This window comes from Pantoea wallisii, from assembly GCF_002095485.1.
GTDB classification, from domain to species: domain Bacteria; phylum Pseudomonadota; class Gammaproteobacteria; order Enterobacterales; family Enterobacteriaceae; genus Pantoea; species Pantoea wallisii.
Genome location: NZ_MLFS01000047.1, coordinates 14852 through 33035 on the forward strand (window position 1 = coordinate 14852; position 18184 = coordinate 33035).

The following is an 18184-nucleotide window of genomic DNA, read 5'->3' on the forward strand; positions in this document are numbered from 1 at the left end:
CCCTTTAATCAGGCCAGCTGTCCGCTTCCATCAGTGCGACCATGGCGCCTTTGTGAGCTTCTACCATACGTATGTACCTCATGACCGTCTGAGTCTGTGTCCAGGTGCCTTCCTGCATGATCTGTGCAATGGATATGCCCTTTCTGGCCATATCCTGCGCAGCGCCAACGCGAGCACTGTGGCCGCTCCAGCTGGAGTAGCGTCCCTTATTCGTTCTAAGGGGAGTTTTCGCTCCAGCGTGATGCCTTGCGCGGCGCCAGATATCTTCCAGGCAGGGGGCGCTCATGGGCACGGTCGAGACCTTGGTGATTTTATTTGATCGGTGGACCGGGCAGAACAGTACCGCGTCAGGTTCGCCAGCCAGACCAGCTGCGTTAATCCATTCCATCAGCCGTTCAGAAGAACGCGCGCTGAGCGCTTTAATAATCCCACCCGAATGCAGGATGGTCTTTGTCCAGCCCACATCGAGAATGATGCGGCCGTCGGCCGCCCGTGAAATATCCCGCACCCGAAGGCGGGACAACTCGCTCATACGTAGCAGGGTACCGTAAGCCACGTGCATAAAGGCCAGATCCCGCAGGTGCTGAAGCCGGGGTGAATGCTTCCAGGCAGCATCAAGACGATTCAGATCCGGCCGACAGAAGGGCACCGCCTGCCCGGTACGCTCGCCGGAAACGATGGCCGTACGGTTAATTTTCTTCTTGGCACGCACCACGTCGGGCGACACCGTCGGAGGCACCAGTCCCGCGTTACGGTGTAACATTGAGATGAGTGCTGCATGCACCGATATGGTAGAAGTCGAACGACCAATGGCCTGCAGGTGAAACAGGTAGTCCTGCATGTCATCCGACGACATTGGCAGGAACGATCGCCGGTTTTCCTGCGCCCAGCGCCAGCTGATTCGCATCACACTGAGCAATTGGCGCCACGTGTTAGGCGAGAATGCCTCGCGGTGCCGGACGAATGCAGCAAGCTTTGCGGTAAGATCGTCATCGGCGCTGCCGCTGAGGGCCACACCGGTAAAACCGGAGAGTTCGTTCATGTATGCTCAGTATTTACCCGTTGTCTAACAGCAGCGCTACGTGAATTCTGAAGAAAAAGCAGGGCAGATGCCCGCCAGATTTCACACAGCGCTGCCGGATTTTTAACCACCTGCGCCCACCCTTTTTATCAGCTGGGCGGCATTCAGGTCCCGCCTTCTCTTACAAATGGCCATAACGTGCAGGATCCGGCCCGGATCCGTATGATACAGGGGTTTTGCTCGTTTGTCTGGCCTTATATAAACATAATTATATAAGTTTAGATTACAGCGAGGTAAGTTATGAAACGGATTTACATAAGGAGTGATTCGACAACTTAAAAGTTGTAATATGAGCCAAATGGCTGTGAAGAACCATCAAATTGACTGATCTAGGGACTTAAACAAAAAAATAGCAACATATACTTCTTTACAGCACACAAATTTACTCAAGAAAAATGATAAAGGAAGTTATTTATAGGACACGTATGGAAATTAAATACACTAATGCTAAAGCAAAAAAAGAATTAGGGTTTAACGACAATAAAAGAATTCAAATTAAGGCTATTAAAGCCATTAATTTAACAAAATTCAGGAGTTTTTCTGATCGAAGAATAGAGTTAGGTGGAAATATTACTGTACTCATTGGCCGCAATGGTACTATGAAAACATCCGTAATGGGTTTAATTGCACACCCATTCGGCAGCGAATCAAAAGACGCATTTGGAAAACCCCTTAAAACTTCTATAAATGAAGTTTTTAAATTCTCAACAAAATATGACTTAGGTCCTGATAAGTATGATATTTACTTTGATGTAGGTAAAAAAGATTTTTTGAAAGAAACGGTTACTGTCAGACTAGCCAAAGATGGTTCGGAACGTCACAGAATAGTGATATCCGGGCATGAGCAGGGAGACGGAAATTTCACCTATAATACATCCTTTTTAAACTTAAAAAGATTACTACCTTTAGTGGGGACTAATGCAAAACCAGATGATACAATTAGTGCGCTAACTGATTATGAAAAGGATCTACAAAGAGACTTCTACGAGAGTGTATTACCAAGCATGGATTACGAGGATTTTACCGCAGTTTATGAAGCTAATACGAAGTCTACATTTGCACCATGTGGTGAAAATGCTAAATATGACTATCAAGCAATTTCATCAGGTGAAGATAACTTAGGTGCTATCTTTAATAAATTGGTAGGTTTTCAAAGAGCATATGATAACAAAAGTGAATTTGGTAATGGGATTCTATGCATTGATGAGTTTGAAAGTGGATTACACCCAATTGCTCAATTGAACCTTTTTAATTATCTTTTCAAATGGTCTAATAAATACAATGTGCAAATAATAATTACCACTCATTCACTTCATCTAATTCAAAATATAAATATAAAGCATCAATTAAATATTGAAAAAGAAAAAATTATACTAAACTTTATTAGCAAAGCTAATGTAGGGGATGATAGAAATTACAACATTATTAAAAATCCAGACTATAACTCAGCATATAAGGAATTAACCTTTGAAGATCCAAAAGAGATAATTAAACACAAAAAAATAAACATATTATGCGAAGATAAAATTGCGATACATTTCATCAAAGCATTAATACAGAAAAAAGACATACTCTCTTTAATCAACTTTAATTCCAACTTAAATTCTGACCCAGAGAACACTGGTACAAGCTATACATTATTAACTCAATTATGTTCGAATTTCCCATTTTTGCTAAATGAATCTTTTGTAATATTTGATGCTGACGTAAAAGGTAAAACCGACAAAATAAAAGATAAAAATACATTTTTAATTCTACCAGATTCAGATAATTTAGCTTTAGAAAAAAGAATAATCTGCTTTATTTTGTCACTTCCCGGAGATGATAAATTCTTCAAACAATTCCAAACTGAAAAAGAAATATTCATCAACCAATTTAAGAGTGCTGGAATGAAAAGCATTTCTGTTAAGGACTTAAAATCCGATAAGATACCTGTAAAAACCTGTAAGAAATGGGCTGAAACTGATATAGTTCGGTTTAAACAATACGTAACGTATTATGCAAAAACAGTTGATAGCTCAGAGTTTAAGCGTGAATTCTATAACAGGATTAATTTCATCAATAAAATCAGAGGCTTACCTTCAATCGGCGGTGGCAACTAGCTCATGCCTATAACTCACTCTCCTCTGAGATATCCTGGTGGAAAAGCTCAACTTAAACCATTCATGAAAGAGCTTATGAGCACATTTGAGGTAAAACCCTTAATCTATATTGAACCCTTTAGTGGGGGAGCTGGGCTTGCTTTATCTCTTCTTTTTGATGGTGCTGCATCAAAAATAATCCTCAATGATTATGACAAAGCTATTTACTCGCTGTGGTATTGTATTCTTTACAATACGGAAGAATTAATAAATAAGATCATTGACACTCCTGTTACTATTGATGAATGGTATATTCAGAAGGGAATATATGAACAGAAGGAAGAAGCTGACATTCTTAGCCTAGCTTTTTCAACATTATTCCTGAATAGAACAAATCGTTCAGGCATATTAAAAGCTGGGGTAATAGGTGGAAAGGAACAAAAGGGAAATTATAAACTAGATTGTAGATTCAATAAGTTAGGTCTGATTGATAAAATTAGAAAAATATCGTTTTCTGCTGATTGTATTGAACTGCACAATCTTGATGCCATTGAATTTATTGAAAAAGTTATAAAAAAACAGGATAAAAACCGTGCTTTCATTTTTTTCGACCCGCCATATTATGGCAAAGGAAAAGATTTATATACAAATTTCTTTGATAGAGAAGATCATGGTAATTTATTTGTCAAAATTAATGCTTTGAATGATTACAAATGGATTGTAACCTATGACAATTGCCAAGAAATCATAGATCTGTATAAAGAATACTACCCTAGAGTTTATTCTTTAAATTACAGCCTAGCTACAAAGAAGAAAGCAACTGAGTTACTTTTTGTAAGTAAGAGGATTGAAATTTACTCTAATATAAAAAGTTTAAATTTTAAAGTATAGTCCCTCATATTGATATAATATAATAAGTAGTAGCGTTTGGCGGGATGGCTAATAAGTTGCTAAAACCATAAGGCAGAACTGACAGGCTTCAATGGGATTTGTTGATTTTAAGTTAACTTATTAAGCCTTGATGAAGAGATGACATAGTTTTAGAAAAAATTCACTACAATCTTAAAGTTAACATAATTATGTTATTCGTTAGTAGTATGTTAAAGCTAAGTCGCTGTGGTCGCGAAGGGAGATGCGAGGGGTTATTCTAGACCGTAAGAAACCATAAACGCATTCATGACCTTGACCAAAATCCAGCCCCATTCAGAAACAGAATTCCGGCAAGATAATGATTCACATGAGCGAAGGTTGTTCCGATGAAAAAGTCACGATTTACTGAAGAGACAGATTGTCTTTGCCCTAAAGCAGGCTGAGCTAGATACGTCCATGCCTGAAGCTGGGTATCTCCGACGCCACATTTTATACCCAGTGCAAAAAATACGGCAGGATTTCTCTTTTAGAACTGAAACATATGCCGCAGCTCGAAGAGGAAAACCTTCGCCTGAAGAAGCTGGCCAGCGATCCTTACCTGAACTAATCTGGATTCAACTGTTACTACTGCCATGATAGCTTATGAACGGCCTTTTAAACGATGGGAAATATATTCATTTAGGATAAATAGAGTTCATCTATAACTGTTGAATATGCCAACGAGCAATAACCTGTCAGAAACTTTATGCACTCATCAACAATAAATTCTTTGTACTCGATTGGTATCTGATAACTATCTGGTAATTCACCTTGATGAACATAGCAACATCTCAACGCATAAATAAATGATAGTATGTATGAAGAATCAGTCCGGTCACTACTATTACCCATCAGAGAATTATATCCACGAGTGAGGAAATGTATTTGCTCACCTTGGGCTTGTTTCGTTAGGTTTTCAAGGTAGCGAGACAATGAAATGGTCATCGTGTCTCTCGATAATTTATCTGATTGAACATGAGTCAAGGTAAACGCCCATAGCATACTCTCGTAGGCAAAGAAGAACCATTTATCATGAAAGTATTTCTCATTTAGCAAGCGAGCCTTACCAAATGGGGTGTAAGTTGAATCTACATTAACAAATGGGTTTTGCTTCTTGGGTTTTTCTGCTTCAATCTTGCCCATGACTGAAACTCTCTGTGTCTTGAGCCATTCCATGTTTCTTTCCTCTTCAGATTTTTCCTTTAAATTACCAAATCCATATTCTGTAGCCGTAGTAAGTAATTCAAAGCAGTACCATAGCTCAGATAATTTTAGGGTCTTCGTATGAACTCGATTATAAAGTTCAGGCTTACAGTTAGTTAAGGTGACCTCCATTGTAACCGCTAGCTGAAACCTCTCGCTAAACGTCTTCAAGAGATTTTGTTTGTCTTCTACTATAAAATCTAAAAAAGTCTCGTAGAGAAAATCGACATCCTTTTGTTCGATCATACTTGCTCCATCAACTTGAAATTAATCAGATTGTTTAACGTACAGTTGATATAGCCATCAATCAAGATGCTAATGCAATTGCGATGCACATAATCAATCATCCTAACACACTGCATTATTGCGAATCGGTGTTCGACATCAATCTTAAGGTCGCTACGGCGGGTAAGCCTGTTGCCATAGTGTGGTTCTCACCTGATTGCCGGCATTTCAGCAAAGCAAAGGGGAGCACTCCGGTTATGAAAATAGATCCGTGGGCTCGCGTAGATTGCCGGACATTGGGCTCTGGATGTGTATCCCCGCGTCGTTATGCGGGATGATTACAGTTTTAACAAAGAAAACTCTGGCGAACTTGCGAAACAAGTGGTCTTTGAACCAAGCAAAGCGGTACAAACTTCGGAAACATCACATGGTGTTAAATATGACCAAGTAATATCAATTACTGGTGTCAATGGAAGGGTAATAGATGTAAAGTTTGGATGGATTAAGAATAATGATGGTGTCGTTAGACTCGTCACAGCAATACCGACCAAAAAAATAACTGGTACTAAATTTATGATTGAAGAATATGACATAGTTGAGTCCATTAAAGTGTTATCTGACTCTGTAGTTGTAGGATGCAAGGGGACTGTTGTAATGATTTATACAGATCCAATATTGGGCTATGAAGTAGAGTTTATGGCAGCCAATGGTGAAACGCTAGATGTTTTAACTGTGTATCCGGATGACATTCGGTTGTTGGACTGATTATTCTTAAAGGCTGAATTTAATGGATGTAAATGATGAAATTATTCAACTCGGAGAAGGATTGAAGGGTCGACTTGAACCCTCTTTGATCGATTTCGCGCTGGGGTATATAACACATGTAGAAGCGATTTTAGCTTTTGAAACTCTCTGTGATTATATTGCGGATTATAACGTCAAATTAAGGAAGGATGAATATGAAAAAATAATCAATACTGCTACTAAATTTGGACTAAGTATTGATATTCGATACACTTACATTAACCCTGAAAGACACCAAAATTAAAAAAAATCAGTCCTAGGTGGCTGGTTTTTTCGTTGAGTTATCTTTCAACTGCCAAGCGAATTCAAAAGTAGATTTAAACCCCACGGGTATTCAGGCTAATTCTGAATCGTACAAAATAAATACAGCAGCCGGTGATCGGGTGCGTATTGACAACAGGCATATGAGTATTAATAAATGAAAGCAGAATTAAAAATGTTAGGAAATGATTTGCACGATCTGAAATCCTATCTTCCAGATGAAATTGACAATATTACCATGTCATTAACTTTTACAATTGGTCCTGCTAATGAAATAGGGAATAGATTTTTCATTTGAAAGACTGGTCTCCCGAATGGCTCTACAAACATCACTTGCTGCCGGAGCTGATGCGTCATACACTTCTGGGGCGTAAGTACGATTTGGATGAAATAACCAAAACCATTACGGACTATATCGACAAGTGCGAAGGTAAGGGCTGGATGGACATAGCGCAAAAGCTCTCCCGTGTATTTGCTTGGGAATATAAAGATTACCATCCTTAAATAAGTAAAATATCGGCTACCTCGCCAAGGTTTTATTACGTGTCGATCATTCTTAATCATAAGGTAAGGACTTAGATTATGCATGTTAAGAAAGTGAACAAATCCCGCAAGCTTTACCGCAGCGAAAACACGACGACGCGCCATCACTCGAATAACCCCGGCGGAGATTATCGCTGGGAGAGAAACAAAAAAGAGCATCCGATGAAGATTTGCCTCTGCGGGCATCAATGCACGGTAAGCAGCATCGTGGCCGCGATTATTCGCCGTTGTTCCATTTTCTGCTCAGTAAAATAGGACAACGTTGGGATTTGGTGTTTAGCGAAGCGGTAAAGCGTGTTGATCGATCGGATCCTATTTTCTGGATGGTTGCTCAGCATGAACATCAGCTGCGGGATATCGTGTGCTGTGGTGATTTCAGCTTTTATCCGGGTCTGTTTATTGATGAGAGGGGATTACTGCAACAGGTCAATCCGCAGATAACAGCTGAAGATATTCCAGTAACATGCCGCTGTTGCACGCATACATTCATCGGCGTTCCAGTGCCATGGAGAGGGACTTAATTGTTTTAAGTATTCAGGAAGAGAGACATAAATATAGCCATAGTGACGTCGGCATTCCCTAGCACATAATTTAACATAAATAGCATTTTGCGCACCAAAGTTGTAGGGACAAAGCAGTAACGTCCGCTTTTCGCCCATAGCGAACATTGGCCTAGCGTTAGTCCGCTTTGTGCCAAAAGCCAACATTGCTAATTTTCGATTTTACTTCTGGCAAACTCCAGCCGCATAGTCTCAACAACGCGTGCCGAAAACAGTCCCGCGTGCCTTAAAACTCCCGTGATAACAGAGCAATTTATTTAGTTGATATGGGACGGAATACGTTACCGTACCCGCCACACACCTCTAAAATTTTCTCCCTGAGCCAGCGGTGCCCGGCGTCCTTTTCCATTCTTGGGTGCCACATCTGTGATACCACAATGTCCCGGGTTTTGAATGGCAATTCAAAGACATGTAAATTTTCTGCCATTCGTTGGTTGCGCAAGTACAGCGCGGGAACCATGGCGATAAGGTCGGAGGCCAGTGCGACGGATAATGCAGTCGGAAAACCTGGAACCACACTCATCACTTTGCGCGTGACGCCTAACGCCGCCAGAGCATCATCGACAAAACCATGTAACATCCCGTCGGGTGACGCCACCACGTGTCCCCAGGCAATATAATCTTCAACCTTTATTCCCGGCTGTAACGCCAGCGGATGCTCCTTGCGCACCGCGCCAATAAAGCGGTCCTGAAAGAGTCTCTGCACCCGAATTTCTGGACCCATATTGCTCTGGACGCCAATCTCCAGATCAACCAAACCCTCTCGAAGGTAACGAGGCGTTTTTTCAGGTTTCGGTGCAAAGCGTATGCAAATACCCGGGGCCACTTCGGCTACGGCGGCAATGAGCAGTGGGCCAAATGCCACGATAAAACCATCATTGGCCCTGATGGTGAACAGCCGTTCGAGGTTTTCCACCTTGAACGCCCCGCATGAGGCTGAAGTACTGCCCTCGCCTCATAGACCGCGCTTCTGGCACGATCCCGGGTTGCTTCAGCCCAAGGGGTGAGCACCATGTTACGTCCTGCTCGCACCAGAATTGGATCCCCCGTCACCTCACGTAGCCTGCTGAGTGTGCGGCTCATCGCTGAGGTACTCAGGTTTAAACGTCGAGCGGCCCCTGCAACGCTGGCTTCTGCCAGCAAAAAGTCGAGCGCGACAAGCAGGTTAAAATCGGGGTCGGACATATAGGTTCCTGTTCAGAATTCAGATATAGCGTCGAACGCAATTATACAGTGCAAATGCTGCATCTTCCGCCTTGTCTCTCTGCTGATTATAGTTTTCGCATCTCTCCTTTCACAGGCATAAAGATGACAACGTTATTTTCAAATCAACCGGGTGATGAAGGCCTGCCGGGTCAAGAGCGTGCACGCGTCATGGCCGCAGTGATGACCACGACGCTGATGGGCGTATTTGACGGCACGATGATCAACATCGCCCTGCCATCCATGGCAAAAGCAATGCAGGTACAGGCGAATGTCTCGGTCTGGTTCGCCAACGGTTACCTGCTCTCCGCCGCCATGACGTTGGCTATCTTCGCTGCGCTGGCAGTACGCGTCGGTTACCGGCCAGTATTTCTTTCAGGTCTTACCGTCTTTACGCTCACTTCGCTGGGTTGTGCGATGGCCAGTACGCCAGAGATGCTCATCGGAATGCGCATTATGCAAGGGATTGGCGGCGCAGCTACCCTGAGCATTGCGCCGGCGATACTGCGTTCTGTTTTCCCCGGCCGATTGCTTGGCCGTATTCTGGGGCTACATGCACTGCTCATTGCTTCAAGCTCAGCCATAGCGCCTGTACTTGGCGGCACGGTGCTGGACATAATGAGCTGGAAATGGTTGTTCGCCTTAAACGTGCTCCCTGGCACCGTTTCCCTGTTACTGGTATTCAGGTCGCTGCCACGAAAACCGGCGTCCGAGAGAACGCCGTTCGATACGATAGGAGCTGTGCTTTCTGCAATACTTTTAGGCTCAATGGTGCTGGCGGCAAACAGCGCCTCGTCAGACCATCACATCAGTGTCGAGGCTATCAGCTGGAGTCTGCTCGCGGTGCTCAGCGCCATAGCATTTATCTGGCAGATCCGCCGGGTAAAGCATCCTTTACTACCACCCGTAATGTTCAAAAATGGACGATTTACCCTGGCCGCTTTAACTTCGCTGGCCTGTTTTGTGAGCCAGGGAATTACCTTTATTGCGCTGCCATTTCTGTTTCAGAGCGTGTATGGCTACAGCCCTGTAGTTTCGGCGTTACTCTTTACGCCATGGCCGATTGGCATTGTGTTGATAGCGCCTCATGCGGGCCGTTGGGCTGACATATTTTCAGCGCCTCTGATTTCTACAGTTGGGTTAGCTCTTTTTGTTGTGGGTTTGATTTTGCTGGCCACGCTACCCGCCAGGCCCGCGGCATGGGATATCTGTTTACGTAGCCTGTGGTGCGGCATCGGATTTGGTTGTTTCCAAAGCCCTAACAACCGGGAGATGCTTTCTAACGTATCCCGCGACTACGCCAGCTACGCATCAGGCGTATTGTCTATCGTCCGGACGTTCGGTCAATGCCTCGGTGCTGCTGTCATGGGGGCACTGCTTGCAATAAATGAACTAAAGGCTGTCCACTATGCTCTGTGGATTGCTGTCGTCGCATCTGCGGCATCAGTAGTATTAAGCGTGAGCCGGTTACGTAAAACAGGCCTGGCGCATACACTATAATCAGAGTCGTCCTCATTCTGCACTGGGCTGGATGACCCAGTACGAATTCGCCGAGAAATCTGCCGGTTGCCAGAATAAGCAACCAACCTGAGCCGGTTATTCCTGATTATGCATGGATCATATTCGGGGTCATCTGGCAGGAAGTAAAGCGACGCGAAGATTGCCCCGCCATCTTCGTGAAAGATGACGCGCTCATGATCGCACTCTGGAAAACGCAGACAGGAAACCCGGTTAACTTTGACCGTAAAACCAACGTCGGCCTTCATCACTTAGCGTTGCGGGTTAACAATAAAGAGGCGCTGTATGACCTTCTTGATGTGTTGAAAGCAAATCAGATTGAAATCGAATTTGAACCAACTCCGGGGAGATGGGCCATCAATGCACATGATGTGTTATGAACCAAGTGGTATAAGAATTGAATTCTATTACCAGGAGTAGTTGATTTTTGGCGCTATGCACTGACAGCCTGTCACCACGTATCAAGTTTTCTTGCCGGAGCGGTTAAATCGTCGCTCAGGCAGTCATCGGACCCGATAATAAAAACCAGGGGCCAGTTGTTCTCAAATATAACAGCAATCAGGTTCATAAATCGGGCGATGGCATCTGAGTAAGCTACCTCATACTGCAATGTCGCAAGTGGTGATCCTCGACAGGCACTCCTTAGCGCAATCATTCATACAGGTCAGTGAGATAAGCCGGCTACCGCCGGCAGGCGTGCTCATGGATGAAATCGCTACAGGAGTAGCTATTTAAAAGATCGATGAGGCTGGCAAATCCAGTCATGTTGCAACAGCCACTAAATCCGCCAGTCTGCCTTTCTAAATAAGGTGTGATGGTCCAGTCCTTGAGGTATCAAAACGCGCGTTGACCCGTGTTGAGGCTTTAACGTCCATTGCGCAGTAATACCGATATCGCACTAACATACCAATCAGTACATAAATGATTTACATGGCGATCACCACCAACTAATGTACCGATGGGTATATTAGTTGTGTAGCCTGATTATAATCAGAGGCGCATTACCTGTCCTCATCCTAAGCACAGTCGAAAAATTTACTCACGGCGCTTTTGACAAGCATGAATCAGTCGCGAGTAATTACCTCTCTCTACTCACTGACAGGTATATGACGGTTAATCCAGTCAAGAACGGGTGCCAGCGCTTCATCTGAGTTCTTTTCGTATATCAATCCATGTCCGTTACCCAATACGCCATGATCGGATAAATGCAACACTTCAGCAGAGGCCCCGGCTGCGTTCAGGAACGCCGCGGTAGGCGGGCTCGCCGCTGCAAACGCAGAAGCTTCAGCCGTAACGATCAGGATCGGTTTATCGATCAGTGAAGGTAAACGATAGCTGCCCGGCTTTTTACGCTTTAACTCAGCGGCAGAAGTCATCGGCGGAGAAAAATTCAGTGCTGCTGCTGCGGGTCCCCAATCCATTATTCCTATGTTAGGTATCTCTGCGAAAGGGGCCCCATAGGTTCCACTGCCACAATCATTTTTACAAGATCCGGACGACGATCCGCCGTCAGCCAGCCGTCAGGTCCAGAAGCAGAGTGTGTTATCAGGATAGCGGGACCAATACGATCCAGAAGGGCAGCCATCCTGTCGGCATCCAGCGTTTGTGAATAAGCAAGGTCTGCCGGAAGCGGGCCATATCCAGCAATAAACTCATCCATAGCTGCGCCATCATTTACTGCAAAAGGCCACTGGGTATGCCGCTTATCTGTTCCGGGGAAGTAAATCTTTTGCCCATTTTCGTACGAAAAAGCCGGTCCCATTTCACCCATTGTCTGCACATGAAAGGGTGAACGTCCGTGTCCAGGCCTGTCAATCACCAGCACCGTATATCCATCCTCAACCAAGCGCTGTGCCCACCCCGGCCTGCCATCGGGCGTATCAAACCATTCAGTGCCCTGAAAGCCGCCGCCGTGCATCAGTACTACCGGATAAGGCCGGCTCATCAGCTTTGGCGCTTCCCACTCGACGTACATCGGTCCGCGCTGATAGGTCAGCCCATTTTGCTCAACACGTTCGCCGGGAATCCAGAAATGCCCCCGGCGAACCGAGCGTACGGGTGCATCATGCCACGGGCGGAATTGATGATCCTGCTGCATAAATTTTCCTTACTTTACAGTGGAATGCCGCGTAATCTTACGGGTGAAATATCGGTAAAGTGACTCACGTCTGCCATTACTCTCTCAACTTCGTGTGAGGTAAAAGCATCATTAATGGCCGCGTCATCACGGAAAATACACTCACAGATTGCCAGCGTACCGGGCTGCCTGGTTTCAGGATAAAAAACTGAAAGTTTCAACAGGCCATACGGTGCAAAAGCCTCCATAACCAGTGGAAGGTGGCTGTCTGCGTAGTAACAGCGGTCAAAACGAGAATCAGGGATCCCTGATAAGTAACGTAAAGGGTCACAGGTTGCATCATTTATCCTTGCAGATTTATACACAGAGAAGTTAATCCTTAATACAGGCACTCCATAAACACATCATCTATGCCATGGCAGTTAGCAGGCCGAGCCATACTAAGAACTGATGCTTTAAAAAGGGTGCGCAACTTGCTGCGTTATAAAATAAATAAAAGAATTATCAATTTTTAAGAAGCAGGGGGTAGGGTTACGTTTACCCTACCTTCCTCAATGAAAATGGCCGCTTCTTGTTGCTACTTTTTTATAAAAAAATCAAATGGCCATCCATTTATCTTCAGCTAACATGACATGGCTGCCTTATTTTAAAAATTCCAGTAAAGCTTTTGTGGTCTCCTGAGGGCGCTCCTCCGCAATCCAGTGGCCGGTGCCTTTAAATTCGATAAATTTAGAATCGAGGGTATACTCTTTGAGAAATGCCGACAGCAGCGGAGCGCTAATTCCGCCAATGCCCAGTATGGGCGTCTGTAACTTCTTATAGGTTTTCAAGTCATCTATATCCTGCTGCATTGATTGATACCACCCGTTTCCTGCGCGGATTGCATTGGGTTGTGCAGCTGCTAATTTATAGACCGAGCGATCAAAGTTTGAAATTGCACCTGGCGTTTTGTTCAGGTAGTCATAAACCCAATCCACTAATATATCAGTACGTCCCTCTAATAATTTCTCTGGCAAATCTGGCACCTGATTAAAGGCAAACCACCAGAAATGAAGGCCATGATGAGGATCGTTTATCTGATAATCATTTTTTTGTGGCAGCAACGGAAACTTCCTGAAGGCCTCAAAGGGGTGCGGAACGTCAAGTAAGGCCACGTGTTTCGTGTAATCAGGATAGTTTGCCGCAAAACTATAGGCAACCATCGCGCCAATATCATGCCCGACGATGTTAATATGACTATAGCCTGACTGATTCATCAAAGAGTAGATGTCGCGCGCCATGGTTTTCTTATCATAACCGGAAACTGGCTTAGATGAGCCTCCCTGGCCACGGATATCAACCGCGATGACCTGATAATGCGCAGCAAGTTCCGGCATTATTTTGTGATATTCCCACCAGGTTTCAGGCCAGCCGCCAAGTAGCACCAGAGGCTCTCCTTTTCCTCCAGTGACATAATGGAGTTTAACGCCATTTACGTAAGCCTCGTGATTCGTGAAACCAGGCAAGCGGCGTACCAATGCCGTATCTGTATACTCTTGCTGAGTTACGTTAATCGGTTTTATAAAATCACTCTCAGCGGGTGCAGCATTTACCAACGATAGTGGGGAGACCAAAATCGCTGCCATTAAAAAACGGCCTGTCGTTTTCAAGGTTACTTTCATAACACCGCCCTTATAAATTAAAAAGATATTGAGCCACAATGGAAATGACTTGTGACAGGAGGAAAATAATGAAAACTTATCGCTCAGCCTATACCCACATTATGTAATTATCACTGATGAAGGCAGCCCTTCATCATGGCAATGATATTTTTTTGATAAAAGTTGAGCGATGTTGTGCATGCTAAAATCAGCCATACCTCATTTTTAAAAAGAATGATTATTTCCGCTACTTATGAACTTTATTCGACATGAAATTTTTCGGTACAGAGACCCGAGTTGCAGGTTTCCGGATAAGCCTGACGCTTAATGCTGCGCCGAGGGCTAAGCAGAGTGCAATGGCCAGCGTCGAAATACCAAAAGCGTGGGTAATATCCGCTTCGGCATGACTATCTCCAAGCGTGCTGTAAAAAATACCGCCAATCACTGCCACACTCAGCGCAGCACTGATCTGCAAAGCACAACTCGTTACGCCAGAGATCATGCCAGAAAACTCAGGTGCAACACGGCCTGTAATCATACGCATCAGCATCGGCATCGCCAGCCCCTGCCCCAAACCCGTTAAGAAAAGCAGACCACTAAGCAGAACTATTGAAGGGAAAGCACCTGTAGCGGTCTCACTTACTAACCATACCATTCCTGTTAATCCCAGAGTCTCACATCCCATACCTATTGGACTGAGATAATCACCTGCATAGCGTCGCAGATAAGGTGTTAATAACGGGCCGATAAGAAAACCGGCGCCAAAAGGCAGAAAGATAAGTCCCGACTTAAGTGAATCTAAATGCAATGCGTTTTGCAGATAGACTGAAAATAAAAGAAAGAACGAAGCAAGCGTATAAAATAACAGCGCTATTATTAATCCCTGCCCTAAACCCGGTGCGCGTAACGCCACGGGATCCAGTAAAGGAGAACCCCCATTCTGGCTAAGGTGTACTTCATAGCGCCATAAAACAAAAGCCAGTAGCGGAACGGCCAGAAAAAGCATCAATGACCACCAGGGCCAACCCGCCTCACGACCTCAATAATTGGGATAATTAATGCGCTAAGCGTTGCAGTAGCCAAAACCATGCCGACGGGATCAAGCTTACGCGCATTTCGCGCACGCGTCTCTTTTAACAGGGGTAAGCCAAACAGCACGACAAACAGTACAACCGGTAAATTCACCAGAAAAATTAGCCGCCATCCTAAATGATAAAGATCCAGTGATATCAATACGCCGCCCAGCGCTTGCCCGATAACTGAAGCCAGACCAAACACTGCCCCATATAAACTCAGAGCTAACGGTTTCTCTGCTTCAGGAAAAATAACCTGTATTGAAGCTAATGCCTGAGGTGCCATGATGGCGGCCGTTGCCCCCTGCAGGATACGACCGACTATGAGCACCCATGGTGACCATGCCAGACCACATAATAACGATGCGGCAGCAAAACCGATTAGCCCAAGGAAGAACATTTTTCCCCGACCATAAAGGTCGCCCAGGCGGCCACCTGTAATCAACGTGACGGCATAGACTGCGGCGTACGATGAAATGACTAATTGTTCAACCGAGGAAGATGATGCAAATTCCTGCTGAATTGACGGAAGCGCGACGTTGACAATAAAAAAATCAAGTGGCGGAAGGAATGCACCTACAAGCAATATAAAAAACATTGCCCATCGGCGAGGTTCGGGTTGCAAAGTATTTTGTAAGGTCATTGAGCGTTCCTTATGGAACCATTTGGTTCCAAATTAGCGAAAAAAAACTACTGGCTTAACATGTTCATTGCGCATTCAACGAGTTCCAGCATCTCTGTTTCTGATGCCCCCGTTTTTCCCAATACCCGCATGCCTTCAATCTGACAGACCAGAAATCGGGCCATGGCTAATTCATTACGTTCAGGTAACTCACCATTTTCCTGAGCGCGAATGATTGCACCAACATAAAGTTGCTGCAGCCGTTTGAACATACGTCCTGTTTTCTCTGCAACATCATTGTCATATGCGGCCATTTCAGTGGCTAAGGAGACGACTAAACAACCGCGTCGCCCCGGTTCACCGGAAGAGAGTCTGGCGTATCGAAGAAGCGATGATTTTATCGCGTTTGTAGCTGAGCCTGGCTGCGAGAGCAATGTCGCCGTTTCCCGGAGTCCATCACTCATATATAAATCAAGGGCTGCAAGCAGCAGGCCTTTTTTATCCCCAAACGCTTTATACAAACTTCCACGTGACAGCCCGGTGCCAGCTATCAAATCCGGCAGCGAGGTGCGCTCGTAACCCCTATCCCAAAAAACCTTCATAGCATCACGCGCTGCAGTTTCCAGCTCAAATTCGCGTGGACGACCCAAGACTGATGAATTCGTCGTCATACTTACCTTCCCTACCGAAGATATTAAGAACTGATTGGTTCCTATTGTAGGTGTGGCAACCAAAAATACAAGTCGATTTTGCACGCGTGAGTTCACGTGCCCTCACAGCAGAGCTCATGCCGGTTTTGCCAGGCACCGGTGTCCTGTCGAAATATCTATTTTATTATCAATGCATTGCCTGAAAAGCACCTGATTACGCAGTAAAAGTAGGTGAGTGCTGAGAGATTCAATAAATTCTTTAAACGCGGACTCGCAGGCTGCTGCTTTAAACGTTTCTTTGCGCGGGTAGCCCGGGATTCCTCCGGCAGCGATTCAGGCAGAAGCGGGTATCCTCCGATATACAGCCTATCGGTTCCTGTTCATAAATGAACGCGGAAAGAACAAAACTGGCAGTTCTAATTCACTTTTGTAAGAGTCAATATTGATCCCTCTTAATAACGGCCTTAAGGCCTCATCTGGGATTGGAATAATGAAAAAACTTAAAGATAAAGTAGCTCTCGTAACAGGTGCTTCTAAAGGTATTGGCGCAGGCATTGCCCGCCAGTTGGCGGCAGATGGCGCACATATTATTGTTAACTACGCTACCGATAAAAATAGCGCCGACAGGTTAGTTGCAGAGATCGAAACTACAGGTGGAAAAGCCGTTGCGGTCGCTGCCGATGTTACTAAAGAGTCAGAAGTTCATGCTCTGGTACATTCTGCTATTGAATATTTCGGGCAACTGGACATTGTTGTGAACAATTCTGGTATCTATGAATTTGCCAAAATTGAGGATACAACCGAAGCGCTTTATCGTAAGCAGTTTGACATTAACGTCTTTGGTCCACTTATAGTCACTGCAGCGGCCACACCGCATCTGAAAGAAGGTGCCAGCATCATCAATATCAGCTCGTTTGTTACAAGTGTATTTATTTCAGAGAGCGCTATATACAGCGGTTCAAAAGGCGCTATCGACGCAATAACGGGTGTGCTCTCGAAGGAGCTGGGCCAAAGAGGCATACGGGTGAATGCAGTAAACCCAGGCTTAATTGAAACAGAAGGGAGCCATAATGCGGGGGCTATAGGATCTGATTTTCAGACCTGGAATGAGAGCCAGACTCCACTTGGTCGCATTGGTCAGGTTAGTGATGTTGCAAAAATCGTCGCTTTCCTCGCATCGGATGACGCGAGCTGGGTATCCGGGGAGATTATCCTCGCTTCAGGTGGTATGCGATAATGGCAATGAAGCCATTTATATCGGCTCTACAGCATGCTTCAAATATAAAATGATTTATACATGGGTTGATAATATTAACAACTGCATATTGTAATGCCTTGAAAATATAAAAGAGAAGATATGCATAAGATGATTGTCGTATGTGCCGGCGATGAAAAAAATCGCTTTGATCGTGAATATTATACAAATGTTCACTTACCGCTCGCGTCTGAATGCTGGAAACCTTACGGGCTGGTCTCGGCAGAGGCTTTCTATCCGGCCACAAGTAACAGTGACTGGCTATCAATAGGCGTATATACATTCAAAACTGCAGAGGCCATCAATCATGCTCTCAACGCTAAGATTACAGAGAAGATTATGGCAGATGTGCCCTTTTTCACTGATGCTACGATCATCATCAGAAGCCATTTCACTCCATTCTGAAACAGTGCTAATGCAAGCCAGGTTTTTTTAGCAAAAGAGGAGATAAGCCTGCGCCACTTAAAAACCCGTTATTT

At 44.7% G+C, this 18184-nt stretch carries 17 protein-coding genes and 5 pseudogenes; 13 read left to right on the forward strand and 9 right to left on the reverse strand.

Annotation, left to right across the window (positions count from 1 at the left end):
• Positions 1 to 4: 4 nt before the first annotated feature.
• Complete coding sequence (locus HA48_RS15830; RefSeq protein WP_128602181.1) at positions 5 to 1042, reverse strand: tyrosine-type recombinase/integrase; 1038 nt, start codon at positions 1040 to 1042, stop codon at positions 5 to 7.
• Between the two features lie 464 nt (positions 1043 to 1506).
• Between HA48_RS15830 and HA48_RS15835 the strand changes: the two genes are divergently transcribed.
• The 3 genes and pseudogenes from HA48_RS15835 to HA48_RS22630 all read left to right on the forward strand — a co-directional run.
• Positions 1507 to 3183, forward strand: coding sequence for an ATP-dependent nuclease (locus HA48_RS15835; RefSeq protein WP_158086972.1), 1677 nt, complete (start codon positions 1507 to 1509; stop codon positions 3181 to 3183).
• 3 nt (positions 3184 to 3186) lie between these two features.
• Positions 3187 to 4053, forward strand: coding sequence for a DNA adenine methylase (locus HA48_RS15840; protein ID WP_128602183.1), 867 nt, complete (start codon positions 3187 to 3189; stop codon positions 4051 to 4053).
• Positions 4054 to 4418: 365 nt separating this feature from the next.
• Positions 4419 to 4624, forward strand: a pseudogene (locus tag HA48_RS22630) (transposase); the annotation flags it as partial.
• Positions 4625 to 4710: 86 nt separating this feature from the next.
• Here HA48_RS22630 and HA48_RS15845 read toward each other — a convergent pair.
• Positions 4711 to 5520, reverse strand: coding sequence for a hypothetical protein (locus tag HA48_RS15845; RefSeq protein WP_128602184.1), 810 nt, complete (start codon positions 5518 to 5520; stop codon positions 4711 to 4713).
• Positions 5521 to 5603: 83 nt separating this feature from the next.
• On the opposite strand from HA48_RS15845, the pseudogene HA48_RS22635 reads away from it, so the two are divergent.
• The 5 genes and pseudogenes from HA48_RS22635 to HA48_RS15870 all read left to right on the forward strand — a co-directional run.
• Positions 5604 to 5781 (forward strand): annotated as a pseudogene (locus HA48_RS22635) (DNA cytosine methyltransferase); the annotation flags it as partial.
• 45 nt (positions 5782 to 5826) lie between these two features.
• Positions 5827 to 6264 carry a DUF4926 domain-containing protein gene (locus HA48_RS15855; RefSeq protein WP_128602185.1) on the forward strand — a complete coding sequence of 146 codons (438 nt, stop codon included), beginning with the start codon at positions 5827 to 5829 and terminating at the stop codon, positions 6262 to 6264.
• A gap of 22 nt (positions 6265 to 6286) precedes the next feature.
• On the forward strand, positions 6287 to 6547 hold the full coding sequence (locus HA48_RS15860; protein ID WP_128602186.1) for a MafI family immunity protein: 261 nt from the start codon (positions 6287 to 6289) through the stop codon (positions 6545 to 6547).
• Positions 6548 to 6858: 311 nt separating this feature from the next.
• Positions 6859 to 7068, forward strand: a complete 210-nt coding sequence (locus HA48_RS15865) for an Imm8 family immunity protein (RefSeq protein WP_244182878.1) — start codon at positions 6859 to 6861, stop codon at positions 7066 to 7068.
• Positions 7069 to 7146: 78 nt separating this feature from the next.
• Positions 7147 to 7628 (forward strand): annotated as a pseudogene (locus HA48_RS15870) (hypothetical protein).
• Positions 7629 to 7920: 292 nt separating this feature from the next.
• On the opposite strand, the pseudogene HA48_RS15875 reads toward HA48_RS15870, so the two are convergent.
• Positions 7921 to 8852: pseudogene (locus HA48_RS15875) on the reverse strand (LysR family transcriptional regulator).
• A 123-nt stretch (positions 8853 to 8975) separates the two neighbouring features.
• Between HA48_RS15875 and HA48_RS15880 the strand changes: the two are divergent.
• From HA48_RS15880 to HA48_RS22640, 3 genes are all read left to right on the forward strand, one after another.
• On the forward strand, positions 8976 to 10370 hold the full coding sequence (locus HA48_RS15880; RefSeq protein ID WP_128602187.1) for an MFS transporter: 1395 nt from the start codon (positions 8976 to 8978) through the stop codon (positions 10368 to 10370).
• On the forward strand, positions 10360 to 10461 hold the full coding sequence (locus tag HA48_RS22975; RefSeq protein ID WP_128602201.1) for an integrase core domain-containing protein: 102 nt from the start codon (positions 10360 to 10362) through the stop codon (positions 10459 to 10461). The genes HA48_RS15880 and HA48_RS22975 overlap by 11 nt, the downstream gene beginning before the upstream one ends.
• Positions 10462 to 10564: 103 nt before the next feature.
• Positions 10565 to 10768: a VOC family protein gene (locus HA48_RS22640; protein ID WP_244182879.1), complete on the forward strand. Its 204-nt coding sequence runs from the start codon at positions 10565 to 10567 to the stop codon at positions 10766 to 10768.
• A 708-nt stretch (positions 10769 to 11476) separates the two neighbouring features.
• On the opposite strand, the gene HA48_RS22645 is transcribed toward HA48_RS22640, so the two are convergent.
• The 6 genes and pseudogenes from HA48_RS22645 to HA48_RS15915 form a co-directional block, all read right to left on the reverse strand.
• Complete coding sequence (locus HA48_RS22645; RefSeq protein ID WP_244182880.1) at positions 11477 to 11764, reverse strand: alpha/beta hydrolase family protein; 288 nt, start codon at positions 11762 to 11764, stop codon at positions 11477 to 11479.
• A gap of 50 nt (positions 11765 to 11814) precedes the next feature.
• Complete coding sequence (locus tag HA48_RS15895) at positions 11815 to 12486, reverse strand: alpha/beta fold hydrolase (protein WP_244182881.1); 672 nt, start codon at positions 12484 to 12486, stop codon at positions 11815 to 11817.
• A 14-nt stretch (positions 12487 to 12500) separates the two neighbouring features.
• Positions 12501 to 12830, reverse strand: coding sequence for an EthD family reductase (locus HA48_RS15900; RefSeq protein WP_244182882.1), 330 nt, complete (start codon positions 12828 to 12830; stop codon positions 12501 to 12503).
• 276 nt (positions 12831 to 13106) lie between these two features.
• The gene (locus HA48_RS15905) at positions 13107 to 14126 is read right to left on the reverse strand and encodes an alpha/beta fold hydrolase (RefSeq protein WP_208613144.1); all 1020 of its coding nucleotides are present in this window, start codon (positions 14124 to 14126) and stop codon (positions 13107 to 13109) included.
• A 226-nt stretch (positions 14127 to 14352) separates the two neighbouring features.
• A pseudogene (locus tag HA48_RS15910) lies at positions 14353 to 15821 on the reverse strand (MFS transporter).
• Between the two features lie 47 nt (positions 15822 to 15868).
• Positions 15869 to 16471, reverse strand: a complete 603-nt coding sequence (locus HA48_RS15915; protein ID WP_128602188.1) for a TetR/AcrR family transcriptional regulator — start codon at positions 16469 to 16471, stop codon at positions 15869 to 15871.
• 469 nt (positions 16472 to 16940) lie between these two features.
• Here HA48_RS15915 and HA48_RS15920 point away from each other — a divergent pair, with 469 nt between their 5' ends.
• Both HA48_RS15920 and HA48_RS15925 read left to right on the forward strand, forming a co-directional pair.
• Positions 16941 to 17687, forward strand: coding sequence for an SDR family NAD(P)-dependent oxidoreductase (locus HA48_RS15920; protein ID WP_128602189.1), 747 nt, complete (start codon positions 16941 to 16943; stop codon positions 17685 to 17687).
• A gap of 120 nt (positions 17688 to 17807) precedes the next feature.
• The gene (locus HA48_RS15925) at positions 17808 to 18110 is read left to right on the forward strand and encodes an EthD family reductase (RefSeq protein ID WP_128602190.1); all 303 of its coding nucleotides are present in this window, start codon (positions 17808 to 17810) and stop codon (positions 18108 to 18110) included.
• Positions 18111 to 18184: the final 74 nt, after the last annotated feature.